The sequence below is a fragment of the Devosia sp. genome (assembly GCF_036406155.1).
Lineage (GTDB): Bacteria > Pseudomonadota > Alphaproteobacteria > Rhizobiales > Devosiaceae > Devosia_A.
Window position 1 is genome coordinate 1 of record NZ_DASWVV010000127.1, and the last position, 21,277, is coordinate 21,277.

Here is a 21,277-nt window from a genome sequence, read left to right on the forward strand (position 1 = left end):
CGGCCGGCTCGGCCCGGTGAGCCAGCAGGCCTATGCCCGCTTCCAGGCGGCGCAGGGCGAGGTGGCCGACGGCTTCATCACGCTCGAAAGCTACGCCGCGCTGCAGGCGGCAACGCGCTAGCGCCGGCGCAAAGTTTCGCCGGCAGCCCTACTTTTGCACCCCCCGATGCGCTATGAGGGCGACATGAAGACGCGCTGGCCAGTCTGGACCACAGGGTTGCTCGTCGTCGCCTCGCTGCTGCTGGGCGACGTGCTCGCGGCCCACGCCCAGTCTTCCGCCGCGGTCGTCGCGGCGCCGCGCAGCGCCGTGGTACGGCAGCAGCAGGAGGCGCCGAAGCTCATCGCCCAGGAGGAGCAGCGGCCGCGCCGCCGCCGCACGCTGATGGACCTGCTGTTCGGCGACCAGCAGGAACAGCAGCGCGAGCGGGCGCCGGTGACAGAAGCGCCGGCCGTGGTGCGCAAGGCGCCGGCGGCGGCGGCGGCGCCGGCCAAGCCCAAGGTCGAGAAGGCCGCGGGTGCCACCCGGCTGGCGGTCTTCGGCGACTCCATGGCGAGCGACCTGGCCAAGGCCCTGGACCGGCTCTACGCCGAGGATCCGAACATCGTCATCCGCTCGGAGGCAGTGGGCGATTCGAGTTTCGTGCGCCCCGACTTCTTCGACTGGAACAAGGCCATCGGCGAACAGATCGCCGCCGACAGCTTCGATATCGCCGTCGTCATCATCGGCATCAACGACCGCCAGAAGATGCGGCTCGACGGCGTCAGCTACGGCTCGCTGACGCCGGAATGGACGGCCGCCTACAGCGCCCGCGTCGCCGATTTCGTGGCGCAGCTGCGCCGCGCCGGCAAGCCGGCGATCTGGGTCGGGCTGCCGCCGATGGAGGCCAAGTCGTATCGCGACGCCATCAACCAGATCAACGAGATCCAGAAGCTGGCGGTGTTCGCCGGCGGGGCCGAATTCCTCGATATCTACGACCGTTTCGCCACCGAGGACGGCAAGTACACCACGCACGGCCCGGACCTCAACGGCAACCGCGTGCGCATGCGCAAGGACGACGGCATCCACTTTTCCGCCGCCGGCGCCGACAAGCTCGCCTTCTATGTGAGCCAGACGCTGAGGCTCTATTATCGCGGCGGCGGCGGCGTCGGCATCGAGATCGCGGATCCGCTGTCCGGCACCGAGGCGCAGACCATGCTGCGCCCGCCCTACCAGGGGTTGGGCCAGATCCGGCTGCTGGAAGTGGCCGGTGCCGTCATCCCGCTCACGCATGCGCAACGCCGCGCCGGCGACCTCGTGAGCGCGGGCGCGCTGCAGGCGGCGGCGTTCGACCCGGCGCTGCTGCTCGAGGCACCCGCCGGCCGCGTCGACGCCTTCGGGGTCGGCAAGGTGCCCGAGGGGGAACGTCTCAACGCCGGCGGGCGGTAGCCGCCGCTCGTGGACCGACGCGATCTCTGTTGCACGATCGCGCCCCAACCACCGGGTCTCTCCCTCCCCCTTGCGGGGAGGGTGGCCCGGCGCAGCCTGGACGGGTGGGGGTCCCTCAGTGCTCAGCTGCACCACCCCCACCCGTCGTCCCTTCGGGACGACACCCTCCCCGCAAGGGGGAGGGAAAGCCCGACTGCCGGCTTGTGTGAGGAGAATGCCGGCACTTCCCCCGGGGCCGTCATCCTCGGGGCGCGCAGCGCCGCCCGAGGACCCAGGCGACCACGCCGCCCCCCGTCGCTAGCGCGGCAGGGTCGTCACCCCCATCAGGTGCTCGTCGATGGCACGGGCGCACTGGCGTCCTTCGCGGATGGCCCACACCACCAGCGACTGGCCGCGCCGCATGTCGCCGCAGGCGAACACGCTTGGCCGCGTCGTCTGGTAGCGGATGGTGTCGGCAAGGACGTTGCCGCGCTTGTCGAGCCCGACCCCCAGTTCCGTGACCATGCCCTCGTGCACCGGGCCCAGAAAGCCCATGGCGAGCAGCACGAGGTCGGCCGGCAGCACGAACTCGGTGCCGGGGATCGGCTGGAACTTCGCGTCGGCGCGGGCGCAGTGCAGCGCCGTCACCTTGCCGTTCTCCCCGGCGAAGCGGACGGTGGCCACGGCGAAATCGCGCTCGACGCCCTCTTCCTGCGAGGAGGAGGTGCGCATCTTCATCGGCCAGTTCGGCCAGGTCAGCTCCTTGTTCTCCTTTTCCGGCGGGGCGGGCATGATCTCGATCTGGGTGACCGAGAGCGCGCCCTGCCGGTTCGAGGTGCCGATGCAGTCCGAGCCGGTATCGCCGCCGCCGATGACGACGACGTGCTTGCGGGTGGCGAGAATGGGCGCGACGTCGCCGGCCGCTTCCTCGGCGATGCGGCGGTTCTGCTGCGGCAGGAAGTCCATGGCGAAGTGGATGCCGTCGAGGTCGCGGCCGGGGATCGGCAGGTCGCGCGGCCGCTCGGCGCCGCCGGACAGCGCGACGGCGTCGTGGGCCTGCAGCAAATCCTCGACGGCGAGGCCGCTGCCCCCCACCCGGGTATTGTAGTGGAAGCTGACCCCCTCGGCCTCGAGCTGGGCGATGCGCCGGTCGATATGGCGCTTCTCCAGCTTGAAGTCGGGGATGCCGTAGCGCAGCAGGCCGCCGGCGGTGGCGTTCTTCTCGTAGACGTGCACGTCATGGCCGGCGCGGGCCAATTGCTGGGCGCAGGCGAGCCCGGCCGGGCCGGAGCCGACCACGGCCACCGACTTGCCGGTCCGCCTGGGGTTGGGTTGCGGGACGATCCAGCCCTCTTCCCAGCCGCGGTCGACGATGGCGCATTCGATGGTCTTGATGGTGACCGGCACGTCGCGGATGTTGAGCGTGCACGCCGCCTCGCACGGGGCCGGGCAGATGCGCCCGGTGAACTCGGGGAAGTTGTTGGTCGACAGCAGGTTGTCGAGCGCCTTGCGCCAGTCGCCCTTGTAGACAAGGTCGTTCCAGTCGGGGATCTGGTTGTTCACCGGACAGCCGGTGTGGCAGTAGGGCACGCCGCAGTCCATGCAGCGCGCCGCCTGCTCGCGCGTCGCCGCTTCCCCCAGCGGGATGACGAATTCGCGGAAGTGGCGGACGCGGTCGGCGGCCGGCTCGTAGGCGCGGTCGCGGCGGTCGATTTCGAGGAAGCCTGTGATCTTGCCCATGGTCCTTACTCCGCCGCCACTTGCGTTTGCGCCTGCTCGCGTTCGAGCTCGGCCAGGGCCCGGCGGTATTCGACGGGCATGACCTTGCGGAATTTGGGCAGGTACGTTTCCCAGTCCGCGAGGATGCGCTGGGCCAGCGTCGAGCCGGTGAAGCTCTTGTGCCGGGCGATGAGCTGGTACAGGCGTTCGGCGTCGCCGCGGCCGAGGTCCGACAGGATCTCGACGACGCCCTTGGTCTCCATGTCGCCGGCATGGTGGTAGTCGCGGGCGGAGATGCTTTCTTCCTCCTCGACCGGCTCCAGCTCGACCATCGACAGATTGCACAGGCTGGCGAAGCTGTCGTCGGCGTCGAGCACGTAGGCGATGCCGCCCGACATGCCGGCGGCGAAGTTGCGTCCGGTCTTGCCGAGCACGACGACGATGCCGCCGGTCATGTACTCGCAGCCATGGTCGCCGGTGCCCTCGACCACGGCGACGGCGCCGGAGTTGCGCACGGCGAAGCGTTCGCCGGCGACGCCGCGGAAGTAGCACTCCCCGGCAATGGCGCCGTACAGGGCGGTATTGCCGATGATGATCGACTCCTCCGGCACGAAGCCGCCGCCGTCCGGGGGCCGGACCACGATGCGGCCGCCGGATAGCCCCTTGCCGACATAGTCGTTGGCCTCGCCGACGAGGTCGAGCGCGACGCCGTGGGCGAGCCAGGCGCCGAAGCTCTGCCCGCCGGTGCCGGTGAGGCTGATGCTGATCGTGTCCTCGGGCAGGCCGGCATGGCCGTAGCGCCGCGCCACCTCGCCCGAGAGCATGGCGCCGGCGGCACGGTCGACGCTGGAGATCGCAGCCTCGATCCTCACCGGCGTGCGGTGCTCGAGGGCGGGCCTGGCCTGCTCGATCAGCCGCCGGTCGAGGACCGTGTCGATCGGGTGCTGCTGCGCCTCGCTGTGCGAGATGGCGACGCCCGCTTGCGCCACCGGCTTGTCGAACAGCCGCGACAGGTCGAGCCCCCTGGCCTTCCAGTGCGCGACGGCCTCGGTCTGGTCGAGCATCTGCATCTGGCCCACCATCTCGTCGAAGCGGCGGTAGCCGAGTTCGGCCATGATCTCGCGGACCTCTTCGGCGACGAAGAACAGGTAGTTGATGACGTGCTCGGGCTTGCCGGTGAAGCGCTTCCTGAGCACCGGGTCCTGGGTGGCGATGCCGGTCGGGCAGGTGTTGAGGTGGCACTTGCGCATCATCACGCAGCCCGCCGCGATCAGCGGCGCCGTGGCCATGCCGAACTCGTCGGCCCCCAGCAGGGCGCCGATCACGACGTCGCGGCCGGTGCGCACGCCGCCGTCGACCTGCACCGCGATGCGGCCGCGCAGCTTGTTGGCGACCAGCGTCTGGTGCGTCTCGGCGAGGCCGATCTCCCAGGGCGAGCCGGCGTGCTTGAGCGAGGTCAGCGGCGAGGCGCCGGTGCCGCCCTCGTAGCCGGAGATGGTGACGTGGTCGGCGCGCGCCTTGGAGACGCCGGCAGCGACGGTGCCGACGCCGACTTCGGAGACGAGCTTGACCGAGACCAGCCCGGCAGGATTGACGTTCTTCAAGTCGAAGATCAGCTGCGCCAGATCCTCGATCGAATAGATGTCATGATGCGGCGGCGGCGAGATCAGGCCGACGCCCGGGGTCGAGTGGCGCACCCTGGCGATCACCGCATCGACCTTGTGGCCGGGCAGTTGCCCGCCTTCGCCGGGCTTGGCACCCTGCGCCATCTTGATCTGCATCATGTCGGCGTTGACCAGGTACTCCGTGGTCACCCCGAAGCGGCCCGAGGCCACCTGCTTGATGGCCGAGCGCATGGAATCGCCGTTGGGCAGCGGGGTGAAGCGGTCGACCTCCTCGCCGCCCTCGCCGGTGTTCGACTTGCCGCCGATCCGGTTCATGGCGATTGCCAGCGTCGTGTGCGCCTCGCGGCTGATCGAGCCGTAGCTCATCGCTCCGGTCGAGAAGCGCTTGACGATCTCGGCGGCCGGCTCGACCTCGTCCAGCGGCACCGGCGCGCGGCCGTCCTCCGCCGCCGTGCGCAGGCGGAACAGCGAGCGGATGGTGATGTAGCGGTCCTCGACCTCGTTCACCAGCCGGCTGAACTCGCGATACTTGTCGCGGGCATTGCCACGGGCGGCATGCTGCAGGCTGGCGACCGTCTCGGAGCGCCACACATGCGCCTCGCCGCGGTAGCGGAAGGCGTACTCGCCGCCGACGTCGAGCGCGCCGGCGAGCACCGGGGAATCGCCGAAGGCGTCCTGGTGCCGCCTGACCGTCTCCTCGGCGATCTCGTTGAGGCCGACGCCCTCGATGGTGGTGGCGGTACCGGTGAAGTAAGTATCGACGAAGGCGCTCGAGAGTCCCACGGCGTCGAAGATCTGCGCGCCGCAATAGGACTGGTAGGTCGAGATGCCCATCTTGGCGGTGACCTTGAGGATGCCCTTGCCGATCGCCTTGATGTAGCGGTGGATGACTTCGTGCGCGTCGACCTCCTCGGGGAAGTCGGCCTGCATGGCGAGCAGCGTCTCGAAGGCCAGATACGGGTTGATGGCCTCGGCGCCGTAGCCGGCGAGCGCGCAGAAATGATGGATCTCGCGCGCCTCGCCGGTCTCGACCACCAGTCCCACCGAGGTCCTCAGGCCCTTGCGGATGAGGTGGTGGTGCACGCCCGCGGTGGCGAGCAGCGCCGGGATGGCGACGCGCTCGCGGCTCATCGCCCGGTCGGAGAGGATGATGATGTTGTCACCCGCGTGCACGGCCATCTCGGCGTCGGCGAAGACCCGGTCGAGCGCCGCCTGCATGCCCTCGGCGCCCTCGCTCACCGGATAGGTGATGTCGAGGGTGATGGAGCGGAACGGGTTGTCCATGCCGCCAATGGCGCGGATCTTCTCGAGATCCTCGTTGGTGAGGATGGGCTGGCGCACCTCGAGCCGCTGGCGCTTGCCGCCGCCCTTGAGGTCGAGCACGTTCGGCCGCGGCCCGATGAAGGAGACGAGGCTCATCACCAGTTCCTCGCGGATCGAGTCGATCGGCGGGTTGGTGACCTGGGCGAAGTTCTGCTTGAAATAGGTGTAGAGCAGCTTGGACTTGTCCGACAGTGCCGAGATCGGCGTGTCGGTGCCCATCGAGCCCACCGCTTCCTGGCCGGTCGTCGCCATCGGCGTCAGCAGGAACTTGAGGTCCTCCTGGGTGTAGCCGAAGGCCTGCTGGCGATCGAGCAGGGGGATGCCGTTGTCGCGCGGCTCGTGCGGCACCGCCGGCAGGTCCTCGAGCACGATCTGGGTGCGCGCCAGCCACTGCCGGTAGGGGTGGGCGGTGGCGAGCTGGTGCTTGATCTCCTCGTCGGAGACGATGCGGCCCTGGCGCAGGTCGATGAGCAGCATGCGGCCCGGCTGCAGCCGCCACTTCTTGCGGATCTTCCTGCTGTCGATGGGCAGCACGCCGGCTTCCGAGGACATGATCACCTCGTCCTCGTCGGTGACGATGTAGCGTGCGGGCCTGAGCCCGTTGCGGTCGAGCGTCGCCCCGATATGGATGCCGTCGGAGAAGCACATGGCGGCGGGGCCGTCCCACGGCTCCATCAGCGCGGCGTGGTACTCGTAGAAGGCGCGCCGGTCCTCGTCCATCAGCGGGTTGCCGGCCCACGCCTCGGGGATCAGCATCATCGCCGCGTGCGGCAGCGAATAGCCGCCGCGCAGCAGGAACTCGAGGGCGTTGTCGAAGCAGGCGGTGTCGGACTGGCCCGGATAGGACAGCGGCCACAGCTTGCCGATGTCGCCGCCGAACAGCGGCGAGGCGACCGACGCCTGGCGCGCCGCCATCCAGTTGACGTTGCCGCGCACGGTGTTGATCTCGCCGTTGTGGCACACGAAGCGGTAGGGATGGGCCAGCCGCCAGGACGGGAAGGTGTTGGTGGAGAAGCGCTGGTGCACGAGGGCGAGCGCCGACTCGAAGTCGGGGTCGTGCAGGTCCTTGTAGTAGGCCCCGAGCTGGAACGACAGGAACATGCCCTTGTAGACCAGCGTGCGGCAGCTCATCGACACGACGTAGAAGTCGGTCTGCTCGCCGGCATAGGCCGAATAGATCTTGGCCGAGATCACCTTGCGCAGGATGTAGAGCTTGCGCTCGAACGTCTCTTCATCCTCGACGCCGTCGCCGCGGCCGATGAACACCTGGCGGTGGAACGGCTCCGTGGCGGCGATCTCCGGCGCCTGCGACAGGCAGGAATTGTCGGAGGGCACGTCGCGCCAGCCGAGCAGGACGTGCCCCTCGTCCTCGATCGCCTTGCAGACGACGCGCTCCATCTTGTCGCGCAGCTCGGGGTCCTGCGGCATGAAGATGAAGCCGACGGCGTATTCGCCCCGGGCCGGCAGGGTGAAGCCCAGCCGCTCGGCCTCGCGGGCGAAGAACTTGTGTGGGATCTGGACCATGATGCCGGCACCGTCGCCCATCAGCGGGTCGGCGCCGACAGCGCCGCGGTGCTCGAGGTTCTCGAGCAGGGCGAGACCGTTGGTGACGATCTTGCGGCTCGGCTTGTTCCTGAGGTTGACAATGAAGCCGACGCCGCAGGCGTCGTGCTCGCGCGCCGGGTCGAACAGTCCGGCGGCCTTCGGGCGCGTGGCTTTGCGAAGGGCCGCCGGTGTCACGGGGTTCTGGTGCCATCCGTTCCTTGTCTCGACCATCGCAATGTCCTTTCATCCAGGGTCGGCTTCGGGTCCGGAGCCGCGGGGCTCCGGGGTGATCAGTCCTTTTGACGCGTCATCGTTTTCCGGGTCGTACACTGTACGGCCCATGGCGAACGGCGCAATCCAATTCGGTGGAGAGCGGCTCTGCATCCAAATGGCCGCTCATACGGGCGCGATCCGCCCCGCCGATCCGTTTCCGCATTCGAGCGCGGGCCAGCCGGGTCGGCGTGTGGACGCATCCGGGGAGACCGGCGGCCCACGAAATTTGGACAACACTGTTGTCCTATTGCGGGTACAGTGTCACACTTCGAAACCGCTCGCAAGCGGCGACGGTTACTTTTTTGCCGCGCGGAATAGGCAATCGCCAACGGCGAATAGGAAAGACCAACCCGGCTGCGCCGGCCAAAAGCAAAGGGCGCGGCCCTTGACGGACCGCGCCCCTGGATGACGGCGTGAAGCGGTAAGCCTAGTTGACCTGCTTGGCCTCCAGCGCCTTGCCGGCGTTGATGGCGATCTGGCGCGGCTTCTTGCTCTCGGGCAGCTCGCGCTTGAGGTCGATGTGCAGGAGCCCGTTCTCCAGCGCGGCGCCGCTCACCTCGACATACTCGGCCAGCTGGAAGCGCAGCTCGAAGGCGCGCTCGGCGATGCCGCGGTGCAGGAACTCGCGGGATTTCTCCTCGGCCTCGGGTGCCTTGGCGCCCTTGATGGTGAGGCTGTTCTCCTTGCTCTCGATGGCGATGTCGCCTTCGGCGAAGCCGGCAACCGCGATCGAGATGCGGTAGGCGTTCTCGCCGAGCCGCTCGATGTTGTAGGGCGGGTAGGACTTGGCCTCCTGCCCGACCAGCGTGTCGAGGCGCGAGAACAGCCGGTCGAAGCCGACGGTGGAGCGATAGAAGGGCGAGAAATCGATGGATTGCATGTCACATTCTCCGTGTTGAGCAACGTGTCGGCGGGTGTCCCGTGCGCACTCCCGGCGGGCGGCGAGCTGCACTCCGGGGACCCCGATCCCCGGACCGTTCCGGCGGACAGGTTTGATGTAGGACGCCGCTTGCGGCGTTCAAGGGGTGGCGGCAGGGCGCCGCTTCGTGCTGCGCGCGCCGGGGCGGGCGGGGCGCTCCGGGCGGCGATGAACCGCAGATGAACGGGCCCCTCAACGCCGGTTCAGGCGCCTCCCCTTACAAGCGAGACCGTGCAGGCTGCCTGCTGCGACCTGCACATTCGAATGAGCCGCCGTCACCCGCCCCCCGCACGGCGGCATTCAAGGAGAGCCAGCGTTCCATCGGATCGCTGGCTTTTCCTTTTGCCGGCCGCCGCATGCGTCGCAAAGCGTCGCGGAATCCGCTATAGGCTGGCAGCGCGACCGGCCGCCGGAGACGCGGGGGTCCGGCTCCCGCCGGCGTGCGGAGGGAGCCGCGGGACGGGATCGATGAACGACAGCGCCGAAGCCGATTCGCCAATCCTGGCCGGGATTCCGTCCAACCCGATTCCTGCCGGCGCCCGCGCCGGCCATTTCACCACGCCCGACAACGTGCGGCTGCGCTACGCCATCTTCCCGCGCGGGGGCGGCGCCCCCAGGGGCACGATCTGCCTCGTGCAGGGGCGCACCGAGTATATCGAGAAATATTTCGAGACCGTCGGCGATTTCCAGCAGCGCGGCTTTGCCGTCGCCACCTTCGACTGGCGCGGGCAGGGGGGCTCGCAGCGGCTCCTGCCCGACCCACGGCTCGGCCATGTCCACAGCTTCGACGACTACTGGGTCGACCTCAGGAGCTTCCATGGCACGGTGCTGCTGCCCGACTGCCCGCCGCCCTACTACCTGGTCGGCCACTCGATGGGCGGGCTCGTCGCGCTCTTTGCCGGCTTCCGCGACCGCATGATGTTCGAGCGCATCTTCGTCACCTCGCCCATGGTGGGGCTCGATCGCCTGCCGTTCGGCCCCGGCACGGTGGCCGCCGTCACCGAGACGCTGAGCTTTTTCGGCCTCGGCCGGTTGCCGGTTGCGCGCAAGGCCGACCGGCCCGCCTCGGAGATGCCGTTCGCCGGCAACCCGGTCACCTCCGATGCCAACCGCTTCACGCGCAATGTCGATGTGTTGCGGGCCCGTCCGGACCTCGAGATCGGCGCCCCCACCGTGCGCTGGGTGGCGGCGGCGATGCGGGCGATGGCGCGTGCGGCGCGCGACGATTTCCCCGGCGGCATCCGCATCCCGGTGCTGATGCTCGCGGCCGGGCGCGACGGGGTGGTGTCGACCGGGGCCACCGAACAGCTCGGGCTGAGGATGCGCACCGGCCGGCACATGCTGGTGCCGGCGGCGCGCCACGAGCTGTTCATGGAGACCGACGCCGTGCGCGCGCAGGTGTTCGCGGCGTTCGACGCCTTCATCACCGAGCCGAGCGGCTAGCCGGCCCGCCGGCGCTCAGCCGACCCGGGCGAGCACGGCCAGGGCCGCCGCGTGCAGTTCGGGCGTGGCGGCGGCGACGACGTTGCCGCCGGCCTCGGCCCGCCCGCCGTCCCAGGTGGTGACGACGCCGCCGGCGTTCTCGATGATGGGGATCAGCGGGGTGATGTCGACGTCCTTGAGGTCGGCCTCGACCACGAGGTCGATATGGCCGGCCGCCATCAGGCAGTAGCCGTAGCAGTCGAGGCCGTAGCGCACGGTGAGCGCGCCGGTGCTGATCGCCGCCCAGTGGGCGGTGAAATCGTGCCCGGGCCGGCTGAAGATGTCCGGCGAGGTGGCGGTGAGCTTGGCTCCGGCCAGCTCGGTGATCTTGCTGGTGCGCAGTTGCTGGCGCTCGCCGCCGCGATGGTAGTGCGCCTCCCCGGGCAGGCCGAGATAGACCTCGCCGGTGAAGGGTTGCGCCATGAGCCCGGCGACGGCGCGCCCGTCGACGGTGAGCCCGACCAGCGTGCCCCAGACCGGCACGCCGGTGATGAAGGCGCGGGTGCCGTCGATGGGGTCGATGATCCAGGCGAAGCGCCCGTCGCCGGCCGTGTCGTCCCATTCCTCCCCGATCAGGGCGTGGCCGGGAAAGCGGGCCGCGATCATCTCGCGGATGACGCGCTCGGCCTCGCGGTCGGCCTCGGTGACCGGATCGAAGCCCTCCGTCCATTTGTTGTCGACGGCGACGTTGGTGCGGAAGCGCGGCAGCGTCATCGCGGCGGCCACGTCGGCGGCATCGAGCAGGGTCTTGCGAACCAGGGCGGGGTCGAGGCCGCCGAGCAGTCTTTCGTTCATGTACGGGCTTTCAGTGGGTGTTCGTGGGGGCCGGCCTGCGGCAGCCGGGCCAGTGGCGGGTGAGAAGAACCGGTCAACTCCCGTGATTCATTTTTGCAACAACGGCGACTTTTCTTGTTGAAGACTTGTACGCATCTTGCTCCCGGGTGCAAATCGGTTCACCGGATAAGGGGCATGATGGATGGGCGGTTCGCGATCGCTGCACGCCTCTGGCACATCGTGGCCGCCATCGTTTCCTCCCTTGACTGGGGCCGCTTCGGCGGCCCTTTTTCTGCCGGACCGGGAGCGCTATTCGGCCGCCGCCTTGTCGGCGGGCGGCGTTGCCGGCAGCAGCAGCGTCCAGTCGTAGCCGACCAGCGCCACCAGCAGCCGCTCGATCAATTGCCGCATAGCGGCGAAGCCTTCGTTCTTCTCGAGCGTCACCTCGTTCATGTACAGGTGCCGGCTGATCTCGATCTGCAGCGCGTGGATGCCGTGCTGCGGCCGGCCGTAGGTGCGGGTCACGAAGCCCCCGGCATAGGGGCGGTTGCGGGCGACGCGCAGCCCGGCGCCGGCAAACACCATCTCGCACAGTTCGACGAGCGGGGTGGCGCAGGTGGTGCCGTAGCGGTCGCCCAGCACGATGTCGGGGGCCAGCCGGTCGCCGCTGCGCGCCAGGCGCGGCATCGAATGGCAGTCGATGAGCACGGCGGCGCCGAACGAGGACAGCGCCTCGCCCAGCAGTTTCTGCAGCGTTGCGTGGTAGGGTTGGTAGATGCCCTCAATGCGCATGCGCGCGTCGGCCAGCGTCAGCCGCTCGCGATAGATCGGCTTGTTCTCGGCGACGACGCGGGCGAGCGTGCCGAGGCCCGCGGCGACGCGGGGCGAGGTGGTGTTGAAGCGGTCCGACAGCGGCTCGGCGAACATGGCGGGATCGAGTTCCCAAGGCTCGCGGTTGACGTCGAGATAGGCGCGCGGGAAATGCGCGCGCAGCATCGGCGCACCCAAATGCGGCGCGCGGGCGAACAGTTCGTCGACGAAGGCGTCCTCCGACTGGCGGATCGAGACGTGGTCGAGCCGCGTCATGTCGAGGAAACGCTGCGGGTAGTCGCGGCCGGAATGGGCGGAGTTGAACACCAGCGGCGCCACGAGCCGGCGCGGGCGGATGGTCTCGAAGGCCGGCTTGTCCCAGTAGTCGGACTGCACCCAGGGCTCCTTGCGCGCGAAGCACTCAGCGACCGGGCCAGTCTGCCTGCTGGGGGGCGGAATGTCCATAAGCTGGCGATAGCGGGTAAAGACGTGATCGCGAGGTTGCGCGGCGGCAAACTTGCATTAAACATCGCTCCGATAGGCTCCCCGCCGGTTCGGGGGCGCAGAGGCACAGATGAAGCGAATCCTGCTCGCAGAAGACGACAACGACATGCGCCAGTTCCTGACGCGGGCGCTCAAGAACGCCGGCTACGAAGTGGTGTCCTTCGACAACGGCAAGTCCGCCTACGAGCGGCTGCGCGAGGAGCCGTTCTCGCTGCTGCTCTCCGACATCGTTATGCCGGAGATGGACGGGATCGAACTGGCCCGGCGCGCCACTGAGCTCGACCCCGACCTCAAGGTGATGTTCATCACCGGCTTCGCCGCCGTCGCCCTCAACCCCGACAGCGACGCGCCGCGCGACGCCTCGGTGCTGAGCAAGCCCTTCCACCTCAAGGATCTCGTGCACGAAGTGGAGCGCCTGCTCGCCGCCTGAGCGCGCCGGCGCAACCGGTGCGATGCCGCGGGGCTTGACCACTTGACCCGGGAGCGGGTTTTATGGTCTATCGCGCGGCGACGGAGTGGCGCGGCCGCGCCGTCGCAGAGAGATGGGTGTATAGCTCAGCGGGAGAGCACTACCTTGACATGGTAGGGGTCACAGGTTCAATCCCTGTTACACCCACCATCTCCTCCAAGGCATTGAGTTCCTTGGATTTTAAAGGCTCCGCCACGGCCCTCGGCCGCGGCCCGGGCAGGATGGGTGCGTAGCTCAGCGGGAGAGCATCGCCTTCACACGGCGGGGGTCACAGGTTCAATCCCTGTCGCACCCACCATCCTTGCCACCGCCTGCGGCGCGAAGCGCCAATTTCCCCAAACGCGCCGATCTGTGGTGTTCCGCCCGCACGGGCGGGCAAGTTGTCGGCAAGATCGTTAAAAGACGAAGTACTGAATCCACCCGCCTGATTGCCATCCGCGGCGCTGACGATTACAATAATCGTGTAGAAGAACATGATCTTCTACTGATGACAGGAACAGGTGAAGACCAGGCGGCGCGAGCGACTGCCGGCAGCACCGTCGATCCGGGTGGCCCCGCCGAAGCCGGCGTCGATGCACCCTGGTCGGGATGACCCCCGGGGCCCTCGCGGCCAGTGCCTCGAGCAAGGGAGATTCCGAATGCGCATCCTGATTGCCTGCCTGCTGGCGGCGGCCAGCTTCAACCTCGCCACCCCGGCAAGCGCCGAGTTCTCCAACAACCACTGGTGCGTGGCGCATGGCGACCACTACCACTGCCCCGACGTATGCCTGCGCGAAGGCGGCTCGCTGGTCGGCTGCAACGATTCCTTCCAGCCGGTCGAGACCCGGCCCGAGTACCCCCCGCAGTGCGAGCTCAAGGAGCTCTGAGCCGACGGCCTGCCGGGCATCGCACCCGGCAGGCTCCATTGGTGGAGACGATCCGGGCTAGTTTAGCCGGTCGAGATAGCGGCAGGTGTCCCGCGTCTGCTGGTTGGTGCCGTAGTCGAAGATGGCCTGCCGGTCGTTGGGGCCGTCGCGCCGTTCCGCCTCGTGGCGCGGCAGCACGCGGGCCCGCTGCACATTGGCGTCGGCGCCACCCGCCACCTGGTCGCGCTTGAAGAAGGTGACGAGGCAGACGAGATCGCGCGATCCGCCGCGCGGCGGCGTCCAGATCGAGAACCCGTCGCCGCGACCGAACGAGAAGCTGAAGCTCACGTTCGGCGCGCGCCGCGTGGCGCCCGAATCGGCGAGATAGCGGCCGGAAACCCAGCCGTCCGGCCCCGGACGGACGACGAAGCACCAGCCGCTCGAGCGGCAGTCGCGTACCGTCACCTGTTCGCCCGGATGCAGTGTATCGAGCACCCTGTAGGAGGTGCCCGGGCCGGACCGTACATTGACCCAGGCCGTGGCTTCGTCGGCCACGGCCGCGGTGCCGAAAATCATGCCCGCGGCCAGGGCCGCCGTGGCGATTATCGTGGACGTCTTCATGTTTTTCTCCTTCGATCCTGCCACCCCGTGCACCGCCAACGCGCGGCAGCGGCGATGGGTTGCGAAAGAGAGGGCTTCCGCCCTAGACGACCAGCAGCGGCGAGCCGTGGCGCACCCGCGCGTGCAGGTGGATGATGTCCTGCGGCAGCAGCCGCACGCAGCCGCTGGAGACGGCGAGCCCGATGGTCCGTTCGTCGGGGTTGCCGTGGATGCGGTAGAGCGTGTCGCGGTTGCCCTGGTGGATGTAGAGGGCGCGCGGGCCCAGCGGGTTGTCCGGCCCTGGCGCCATGCCGTAGCGGTACGGCTCGAGTTCGGGCTCGCGCGCGATCATTTCGGCCGGTGGCGTCCAGCGCGGCCATTCGCGCGTATAGGCGATGTGGGCGCGCCCCGACCATTCGAAGCCGGCGCGCCCGATGCCGACGCCGTAGCGCGTCGCGCGGCCCTCCTCGCCGACATGGAAGAGGAAGCGGTTGGCGGTGTCGACCACCACGGTGCCGGGGGCTTCCCCGGTCGGATCGGCTACCTCCTGGCGCCAGAACTGCGGCGATACCAGCGCCATGTTGGAGGCGCGCACGGGGTAGGGCTCGTCCTCGACCGCGGCGTAGGCGGCCGCGATGTCGGGCGGCACGGCGGGCGTCGCCGCCGCCGCCTGCGAGAGGGCGCGGGGCGAGGTGGTGGCGCAGCCGGCAAGCGTTGCAGCGAGGAGGGTAGCGCCGCCCGTCAGGAAAGTGCGGCGCCCGATAACGAGGGCAGTCATTGCTGGTCGTCGTCCTAGGAAAAAAGCGTCGGCGGGACCTCCGGCAAGCGGAGGCGGGAATGCGGCTGATATGTCAATAATATTGACCGAAGTAAGGGCGGCTCACGCCCTCGTGTTCAAGGCGGCGCCGTTCGGCCGGACGGCGTCGCCCAAAGGCAACACCATCCGGCCGGCAGCGGCCCGGGCTCTACGCCGCCTGCCGGCGCTCGACCTCGGCGATCTCCGGCACGTCCGGCCCGAGCGGCACGATGCCCGAGGGATTGAGGGCCTTGATCGAATAGTAGCCGCGCTTGATGTGGTCGATGTCGACGGTCTCGCGGAACCCCGGGATCGCCAGCAGCCGCTTGAGATAGGCGCTGAGGTTGGGGTAGTCGGCGATCCGGCGCAAATTGCACTTGAACAGCCCGTGATAGGCGACGTCGAAGCGCACCAGCGTCACGAAGGCGCGGATATCGGTCTCGGTCAGCTGCGAACCGACGAGGAAGGTGCGCCCCGCGAGGCGCTTCTCCAGCCGGTCGAGCGTGTCGAACACGTCGTGGAACGCCTGCTCGTAGGCCGTCTGCGTGGTGGCGAAGCCGGCCCGGTACACGCCGTTGTTGAGGCCGTGATAGAGGCCGTCATTGAGCGCGTCGATGGCGTCGCGCAGGCGGTCGGGATAGAGGTCGACCGTGGCGTCGGCGAGGGCGCCGAAGCCCGCGTTGAACATGCGCACGATGTCGGCCGATTCGTTGTTGACGATGGTGCGGCGCTGCTTGTCCCACAAGACCGGCACCGTCGCCCGCCCGGTATAGCCGGGGGCGGCGAGGGTGTAGATCTCGTGCATGAAGCGGGCCCCGGTATCAGCGTCCGGGGTGGCGAAGCGCCAGCCCTGCTCGCTCAGCGCCGGTTCGACCACCGACACCGAGACGACCTTCTCGAGCCGCTTGAGGTGGCGGGCGACGAGCGTGCGCGAGGCCCAGGGACAGATCAGCGCCACGTACAGGTGATAGCGCCCGGCCTCGGCGGCAAAGCCGCCGTCGCCGGTCGGCCCGGCGCTGCCGTCGGGCGTGATCCAGTTGCGGAAGCCGGCGCTCTCGCGCACGAAGCCGCCCTTGCCGTCGGTGCCCTGCACCGGCTGCCAGTCGGCCGCCCATTTGCCATTGACCAGCATCGGACTCACGCCGCCTTCTGCCAGGTGGGGGCGATGTCGGTGCCCAGCCCCTGGAAATAGCCGAGCGCGATATTGAGGCCGGCGACCGGTTCGAGATAGCGGGCGCGGGCGAGGGCGCCGGCCTGCTGCACGGCGAAGCCGGCCCTGGCGGCGATCGCCTCCACCGCGGCGTTGGCCGTCTCGTCGTCGCCGGCAACGAACACGGTGACCGGCTGCCCGCCGAGCTTGCCGCCCGCCTGCAGCACGCCGGCGAACACGGTGTTGAACGCCTTGACCACGCGGGCGCCGGGCACCAGGCGGGCGATCTCCTCGGCGGCCGAGGTGCTGTGGCCGATGGTGAGGCCGGCATAGTCGGCAGTCAGCGGGTTGGTGATGTCGATGACGACCTTGCCGCTCAGGTCCCCGGCGGCGGCGAGCACGTCGGCGACGCCGTCGAAGGGCACCGCCAGCACGATCGTGTCGGCGCCGGCGGCGGCTTCGGCGAGGCCGGTTCCGGCGACGCGCGGGCCGATCGTGCGCGCGGTCTCGGCGGCGCGCAGCGGGTCGCGCGAGCCGATGACGACGTCGTAGCCGGCGGCGTCGAACACTCCGGCGAGGCCCTTGGCCATGTTGCCGGTCCCCAGGATGGCAATGCTCATTTCAACTCTCCTCGTTGCTGGCGCGGGGCGCCGTTCAGATGAGAGCGATATGAGCCCTTGCTACTTTGGCGAGTAGACCCGGATATCGGATAACATTCGTGCCGATATGGAAGGTATCAGCTCACCAGCCGCGGTCCCAGGGCGGGCCGTCGCGGTAGCGGGCGACGAGGAAATCGATGAGCACCCGCACCTTCAGCGCCAGGTGCCGCCCCGGCGGGTAGACGGTGAAGATGCCGAAGGGGTCGTCCTCGTAGGCGGCCAGCAGCGGCACCGTGCGCCCGGCGGCGAAGCTCGGGCCGGCGACGAAGCTGGGCAGGCGGGCGATGCCGAGGCCGTGCTCGGCGGCGGTCAGGCACGCTTCGGCATTGGAAAAATGCAGCCGCCCGCCCACGGTGACGGCCACCGCCTGCCCGGCGGCGCGGAACTGCCAGGTGAGCGGCTCGCGGAAATTGGTGTCGATGATGCATTCGTGCCCGCCGAGGTCCTCGGGGCGCAGCGGCGTGCCGTGCGCCGCCAGATAGGCCGGCGCCGCGGCCAGCACCACCCGCGCATCGCACAATTTGCGCACGATGAGGCTCGAATCCACCGGCCGGCCGACGCGCACGGCGGCGTCGAACCCCTCGTCCACGAGGCTGACGACGCGGTCGGTGAAGCCGACGTCGAGCTGGATGTCGGGATAGGCGCGCGCGAAATCGAGCAGGGCCTCGGTCAGTTGCCCGGTGCCGAAGGAGAGCGGCGCCGTCAGCCGGATGCGGCCCGAGGCGGCGCCGGAGGCGTTCTTGACGGAGACGTCGATGGCGTCCAGTTCGGCCAGCAGCGGCTGGATGCGCTCGTAATAGGCCTGGCCGATCTCGGTGGCCGACAGCGAGCGCGTGGTCCGGCTCAGCAGCCGCACGCCGAGCGTCGTCTCGAGGCGGGAAACCAGTTTGGAGGCCTGTCCGGCGCTGGTGCCGAGGCGCGCCGCCGCCTTGGCGAAGCTGCCCGCCTCAAACACCGCGACAAACATGCGGTCGCACTCGAGCCGATCCATCCGGTCCTCCTCGTGCCGGCATGCTAGCGGAGTTTCGGCGTCCCGGCCGTCCCGTTCTCCGGCCTATTCCACGGTGACCGGCAGGGTCGCGAGGATACGCGCGTCCTGGTCGAGGATATAGCGGATCTCGTACGTCCCCGCCGCCTCGGGCAACTCGAGCCGCAGGGGGCTGCCCTCGCGCACATAGGCATAGGTGAAATAGTCGCTGCCGGCGCTACCCGGCTCGGCGACGGTGAGATAGTCGCCGTCGTAGCCCGGACCGGTCCAGTCCACCTCGATCGCGCTGCCGGCGGGGGCGCGGCCGGCGGCCGCCAGCGTGGCCGCGACCGGCGTCACCTCGATGCGCGTCGTCGCCAGCACCTTGGCATCCTGGTTGAGGACGTAGCGGATCTCGTACTCGCCGGGCGCCGACGGCATCAACAGCTGCGCCGGGCTGCCGTCGCGGGTGTAGACATAGTTTTCATAATCGCTGCCGCGCGCATCCGGCGCGGCGACGGCGATGTAGTCGCCGTCCTCGCCGGGACCGGTCCAGTCGACGGGGATCGTCGCGCCCATGGCCGCTTCTGCGGCGGCCGCGACCGAAGCCTCGACGGCCACGACCTTGATCGGCGCGGTGGCGAGGATGGTCGCGTCCTGGTGCAGGATATAGCGCAGCTCGTAGTCGCCGGGCTCGGACGGCATGAGCAGCTTCGCCGGGCTGCCGTCGCGGGTATAAACGTAGTTCTCGTAGTCGCTGCCACGCGCGTCCGGCCGGGCGACGGCGATATAGTCGTTCTTCTCGGCGGGGCCGGTCCAGTCGACGGCAATCGTCGCGCCCATGGCCGCCTCGGCGGGGGCCGTGACCGAGGCTTGGACGGCCACCACCTTGATCGGCGCGGTGGCGAGGATGGTCGCGTCCTGGTGCAGGATATAGCGCAGCTCGTAGTCCCCGGGCTCGGACGGCATCAGCAGCCGCGCCGGGCTGCCCTCGCGCGTATAGGCGTAGTTCTCGTAGTCGCTGCCGCGCGCGTCCGGCCGGGCGACAGCGATATAGTCGCCCTTCTCGTTTGGGCCGGTCCAGTCGACGGGGATCGTCGCACCCAAGGGCGCCTCGGCGGCACCTGAAACCGAGGCCTCGACCTCGACGACGGTGATGGCCGCGCGAGCGAGGATCTCGGCGCCTTCGTGGCGGATGTAGCGGATCTCGTAGGCGCCGGGCTCCGCCGGCATCAGCAGCTGCGCCGGACTGCCCTCGCGCGTATAGGCGTAGTTCTCGTAGTCGCTGCCGCGCGCGTCCGGCCGGGCGACGGCGATATAGTCGTTCTTCGCGTCGGGACCGGTCCAGTCGACGGGGATCGTCGCACCCAAGGGCGCCTCGGCGGCGGCCGCGACCGTCGCCGCGGGCAGAGCCGCCGCCGGCTCGGGCTCCGGTTCCGGCGCGGCGGCGCTCACCTGTTCGAGGGCGGATGAGAGCTCGTCGGCATTGGCGGCGGTGAGGAACCTGCCTCCGGTATTTTCGGCGAGGCACTGCAGCTGCGCCCGCGCCTCCTCCTCGGCCACGTCGAAGCCGATGACGTGGGCGGTGAAGTCGACCCCGAGCCGCTCGAGGTCGGCGCCGACGGCGCAGGGGTCGACCTCGCAAGTCTCGATGCCGTCCGAGACGAGGATGACGGTCGCCTTGTGCTCCTCGTACTTGAGCTCCTCGGCCGCCAGTTGCACGGCATGCGACAGCGGCGTCATGCCCTTGGGGCTGAGCCCGGCAACGGCGGCGCGGATCGCCTCGGCGGTACCGGCCGCCGGCGCTACCAGCGATTCGATGTCGTCGCAATTGCCCTTCTCGCGATGGCCGTAGGCGGTAAGCCCCAGTTCGAGCCCGGCGGGAAGCGTCTCGAGCAGGCCGCCGATCACCTCGCGGGCGATCTCGATCTTGGCGACGCCGTCGATCTGCCCCCACATCGAGCCCGAGGCGTCGAGCACGAGGATGGTCTTGCCCGCCGCCGGCGCCTCCTGGGCCACGGCGGCAGTGGTGCCGAAGGCGAGCGCAATGCACAAGAGAAACGCGGCGATGGCGCGACAGATCATGACGGGGACCCCCTCGAACTATGGCGCGCCACCATGCCCGGTTTTTTCCGCCCTGGGAACCGGCGGCGGCCGCCGCGAGGCTCATCCCTGGGGATGCTGTCTCGCGGCGTGCCGGATCGGCAGCCGCTTACGGCTGGATCTTGGCGATTTCCTCGGGGCTGAGGAAGAACATGTGGATGTCGTAGTGCGGCACCTCGAAGCCCTCGTGGCCGTGCGGCTCGAAGCCGATATTGGTGTGGTTCACCGGGGGCAGGCCGGCCATGCCGGTCAGCGCCGGCCAGGACTTGCCGGCCGCGAAGTCTTCCTGGGAGATCATGAACTCGAGGCAGACGATCTTGCCCTCGTGCACGCAATAGATCGGGCCGAGCGGCAGCGTGGCGGGGTTGGCCCAGTGCTCGCCCATGGCCGGGACGGTGTCGGAGACCTTGACCACGTCGGCGGCCAGGATGTCGGCGCTCGGCAGCGCATCGTAGGGACTTTGCGCGAATACTGGAGTAGCCATGCCGCAAAGTGCGGCCAGAAGCAGCAATTTCTTCATTTGATCTTCCCTTTTTACGTCTTGCGGGCAAACCCGCAAGAATTCGGTGCTACTCCGGCAATTGTGAACGCTATCTGAACAAATCGGCGGCCCGGGCGAGAAAACGGGGGCGTTGCGGCGGCGGGGCGATCGGCCCTGCCCGACGTGCATTTTCCCCGCGGGATCGGGGAACGCGGGGCGGGGGGCATTCGTTGGCGCTGCATCGACAATCTAGCCCCGTGGACGCCATGCTTTCCCCTCTCCGCCGCCTTGCTTCCGCCAGTGTCGCCCTGCGCTCGGGCGCCGCGGCGTTCCGCCTGGGGGGCGGAGCGGGAGGGACGCTGGCCCGTTATCTGGCGGTGGTGGCGGCGGCTGCGCTCGTCACTGGCGCCAGCCTCGGCATCGCGGTCGAGCAGACAGCGCAGCACGTGGCGCAGCGCAGCGCCGAACATCCGGTCAGGGCCCGGCAATTGTGGCGGGTGCCGCTGCCGCCGACCCTGACCGCCGCCGACCTGCACACTGTCCGGCTGGGGCCCGTCGTCGTCGCCGGAGGGGACGCCCCCGCCACGGCCGGGCCGGCCCGGTCGCCGGAGCCGGCGGCGCCGGCCGCCGTCACTGTGCGGGTCGGGGCCGGCAGCATCGGCCGCGCCCGCCGGGTGGTGGCGTCCGCCTCTTCCGCCCGGCCGGTGGACCTGCCCGGCGGCGATCATGGCTGGGTCGAGGTGGTCCGCCACCACGGCGCCTCGAGCGGGGTGGCTTCGCGCTATCTGGTGCGGGCGGAGAACTAGCGGGAGGCTGCGGGCGGCGGCC

At 69.4% G+C, this 21,277-nt stretch carries 18 protein-coding genes and 2 tRNA genes; 7 read left to right on the plus strand and 13 right to left on the minus strand.

Translation table 11 applies throughout. The features are described from left to right. The first annotated feature begins 184 nt into the window (after positions 1 to 184). Entirely contained in the window at positions 185 to 1,426 is a 1,242-nt protein-coding gene (locus tag VGD93_RS07805; protein WP_395010851.1) for a DUF459 domain-containing protein, read from the plus strand. Between the two features lie 297 nt (positions 1,427 to 1,723). On the opposite strand, the gene VGD93_RS07810 is transcribed toward VGD93_RS07805, so the two are convergent. The 3 genes from VGD93_RS07810 to VGD93_RS07820 all read right to left on the minus strand — a co-directional run bounded on the left by VGD93_RS07810 (position 1,724) and on the right by VGD93_RS07820 (position 8,770). After that, on the minus strand, positions 1,724 to 3,145 hold the full coding sequence (locus VGD93_RS07810; protein WP_395010853.1) for a glutamate synthase subunit beta: 1,422 nt from the start codon (positions 3,143 to 3,145) through the stop codon (positions 1,724 to 1,726). A gap of 5 nt (positions 3,146 to 3,150) precedes the next feature. After that, positions 3,151 to 7,848 (minus strand): glutamate synthase large subunit, encoded by a 4,698-nt coding sequence (gene gltB / locus VGD93_RS07815; RefSeq protein WP_395010855.1) that lies wholly within the window; start codon positions 7,846 to 7,848, stop codon positions 3,151 to 3,153. Positions 7,849 to 8,317: 469 nt separating this feature from the next. Further along, complete coding sequence (locus VGD93_RS07820) at positions 8,318 to 8,770, minus strand: Hsp20 family protein (protein ID WP_395010857.1); 453 nt, start codon at positions 8,768 to 8,770, stop codon at positions 8,318 to 8,320. 507 nt (positions 8,771 to 9,277) lie between these two features. Here VGD93_RS07820 and VGD93_RS07825 point away from each other — a divergent pair. Beyond that, a complete protein-coding gene (locus VGD93_RS07825) occupies positions 9,278 to 10,252 on the plus strand; it encodes an alpha/beta fold hydrolase (RefSeq protein WP_395010859.1) in 975 nt (324 codons plus the stop codon). A gap of 15 nt (positions 10,253 to 10,267) precedes the next feature. On the opposite strand, the gene hisN is transcribed toward VGD93_RS07825, so the two are convergent. Beyond that, the gene (gene hisN / locus VGD93_RS07830; RefSeq protein WP_395010922.1) at positions 10,268 to 11,005 is read right to left on the minus strand and encodes a histidinol-phosphatase; all 738 of its coding nucleotides are present in this window, start codon (positions 11,003 to 11,005) and stop codon (positions 10,268 to 10,270) included. 369 nt (positions 11,006 to 11,374) lie between these two features. Further along, complete coding sequence (locus VGD93_RS07835; RefSeq protein WP_395010861.1) at positions 11,375 to 12,271, minus strand: N-formylglutamate amidohydrolase; 897 nt, start codon at positions 12,269 to 12,271, stop codon at positions 11,375 to 11,377. Between the two features lie 178 nt (positions 12,272 to 12,449). Between VGD93_RS07835 and cpdR the strand changes: the two genes are divergently transcribed. The 3 genes from cpdR (at position 12,450) to VGD93_RS07850 (ending at position 13,146) form a co-directional block, all read left to right on the plus strand. Further along, positions 12,450 to 12,809 (plus strand): cell cycle two-component system response regulator CpdR, encoded by a 360-nt coding sequence (cpdR, locus tag VGD93_RS07840; RefSeq protein ID WP_395010863.1) that lies wholly within the window; start codon positions 12,450 to 12,452, stop codon positions 12,807 to 12,809. Positions 12,810 to 12,923: 114 nt separating this feature from the next. Continuing rightward, positions 12,924 to 12,998, plus strand: a tRNA-Val gene (locus VGD93_RS07845). A gap of 73 nt (positions 12,999 to 13,071) precedes the next feature. Next, positions 13,072 to 13,146 (plus strand) — tRNA-Val (locus tag VGD93_RS07850). On the opposite strand, the gene VGD93_RS07855 is transcribed toward VGD93_RS07850, so the two are convergent. Further along, positions 13,117 to 13,323: a hypothetical protein gene (locus tag VGD93_RS07855; protein WP_395010865.1), complete on the minus strand. Its 207-nt coding sequence runs from the start codon at positions 13,321 to 13,323 to the stop codon at positions 13,117 to 13,119. The genes VGD93_RS07850 and VGD93_RS07855 overlap by 30 nt on opposite strands. Before the next feature lie 163 nt (positions 13,324 to 13,486). On the opposite strand from VGD93_RS07855, the gene VGD93_RS07860 reads away from it, so the two are divergent. After that, positions 13,487 to 13,714, plus strand: a complete 228-nt coding sequence (locus VGD93_RS07860) for a hypothetical protein (RefSeq protein ID WP_395010867.1) — start codon at positions 13,487 to 13,489, stop codon at positions 13,712 to 13,714. A gap of 57 nt (positions 13,715 to 13,771) precedes the next feature. On the opposite strand, the gene VGD93_RS07865 is transcribed toward VGD93_RS07860, so the two are convergent. From VGD93_RS07865 to VGD93_RS07895, 7 genes are all read right to left on the minus strand, one after another. Then, complete coding sequence (locus VGD93_RS07865; RefSeq protein ID WP_395010869.1) at positions 13,772 to 14,314, minus strand: SH3 domain-containing protein; 543 nt, start codon at positions 14,312 to 14,314, stop codon at positions 13,772 to 13,774. 82 nt (positions 14,315 to 14,396) lie between these two features. Beyond that, positions 14,397 to 15,071: a L,D-transpeptidase gene (locus VGD93_RS07870; protein ID WP_395010871.1), complete on the minus strand. Its 675-nt coding sequence runs from the start codon at positions 15,069 to 15,071 to the stop codon at positions 14,397 to 14,399. Between the two features lie 187 nt (positions 15,072 to 15,258). Next, the gene (locus VGD93_RS07875) at positions 15,259 to 16,221 is read right to left on the minus strand and encodes a glutathione S-transferase family protein (protein ID WP_395010924.1); all 963 of its coding nucleotides are present in this window, start codon (positions 16,219 to 16,221) and stop codon (positions 15,259 to 15,261) included. A gap of 5 nt (positions 16,222 to 16,226) precedes the next feature. After that, entirely contained in the window at positions 16,227 to 16,859 is a 633-nt protein-coding gene (locus tag VGD93_RS07880; protein WP_395010873.1) for an NADPH-dependent F420 reductase, read from the minus strand. 121 nt (positions 16,860 to 16,980) lie between these two features. Continuing rightward, positions 16,981 to 17,889, minus strand: coding sequence for a LysR family transcriptional regulator (locus VGD93_RS07885; protein ID WP_395010875.1), 909 nt, complete (start codon positions 17,887 to 17,889; stop codon positions 16,981 to 16,983). 63 nt (positions 17,890 to 17,952) lie between these two features. Beyond that, entirely contained in the window at positions 17,953 to 19,950 is a 1,998-nt protein-coding gene (locus VGD93_RS07890; protein ID WP_395010877.1) for a vWA domain-containing protein, read from the minus strand. A 127-nt stretch (positions 19,951 to 20,077) separates the two neighbouring features. Further along, on the minus strand, positions 20,078 to 20,488 hold the full coding sequence (locus tag VGD93_RS07895) for a hypothetical protein (RefSeq protein WP_395010878.1): 411 nt from the start codon (positions 20,486 to 20,488) through the stop codon (positions 20,078 to 20,080). A 227-nt stretch (positions 20,489 to 20,715) separates the two neighbouring features. Between VGD93_RS07895 and VGD93_RS07900 the strand changes: the two genes are divergently transcribed. Beyond that, a complete protein-coding gene (locus VGD93_RS07900; RefSeq protein ID WP_395010880.1) occupies positions 20,716 to 21,255 on the plus strand; it encodes a hypothetical protein in 540 nt (179 codons plus the stop codon). Positions 21,256 to 21,277 lie beyond the last annotated feature (22 nt).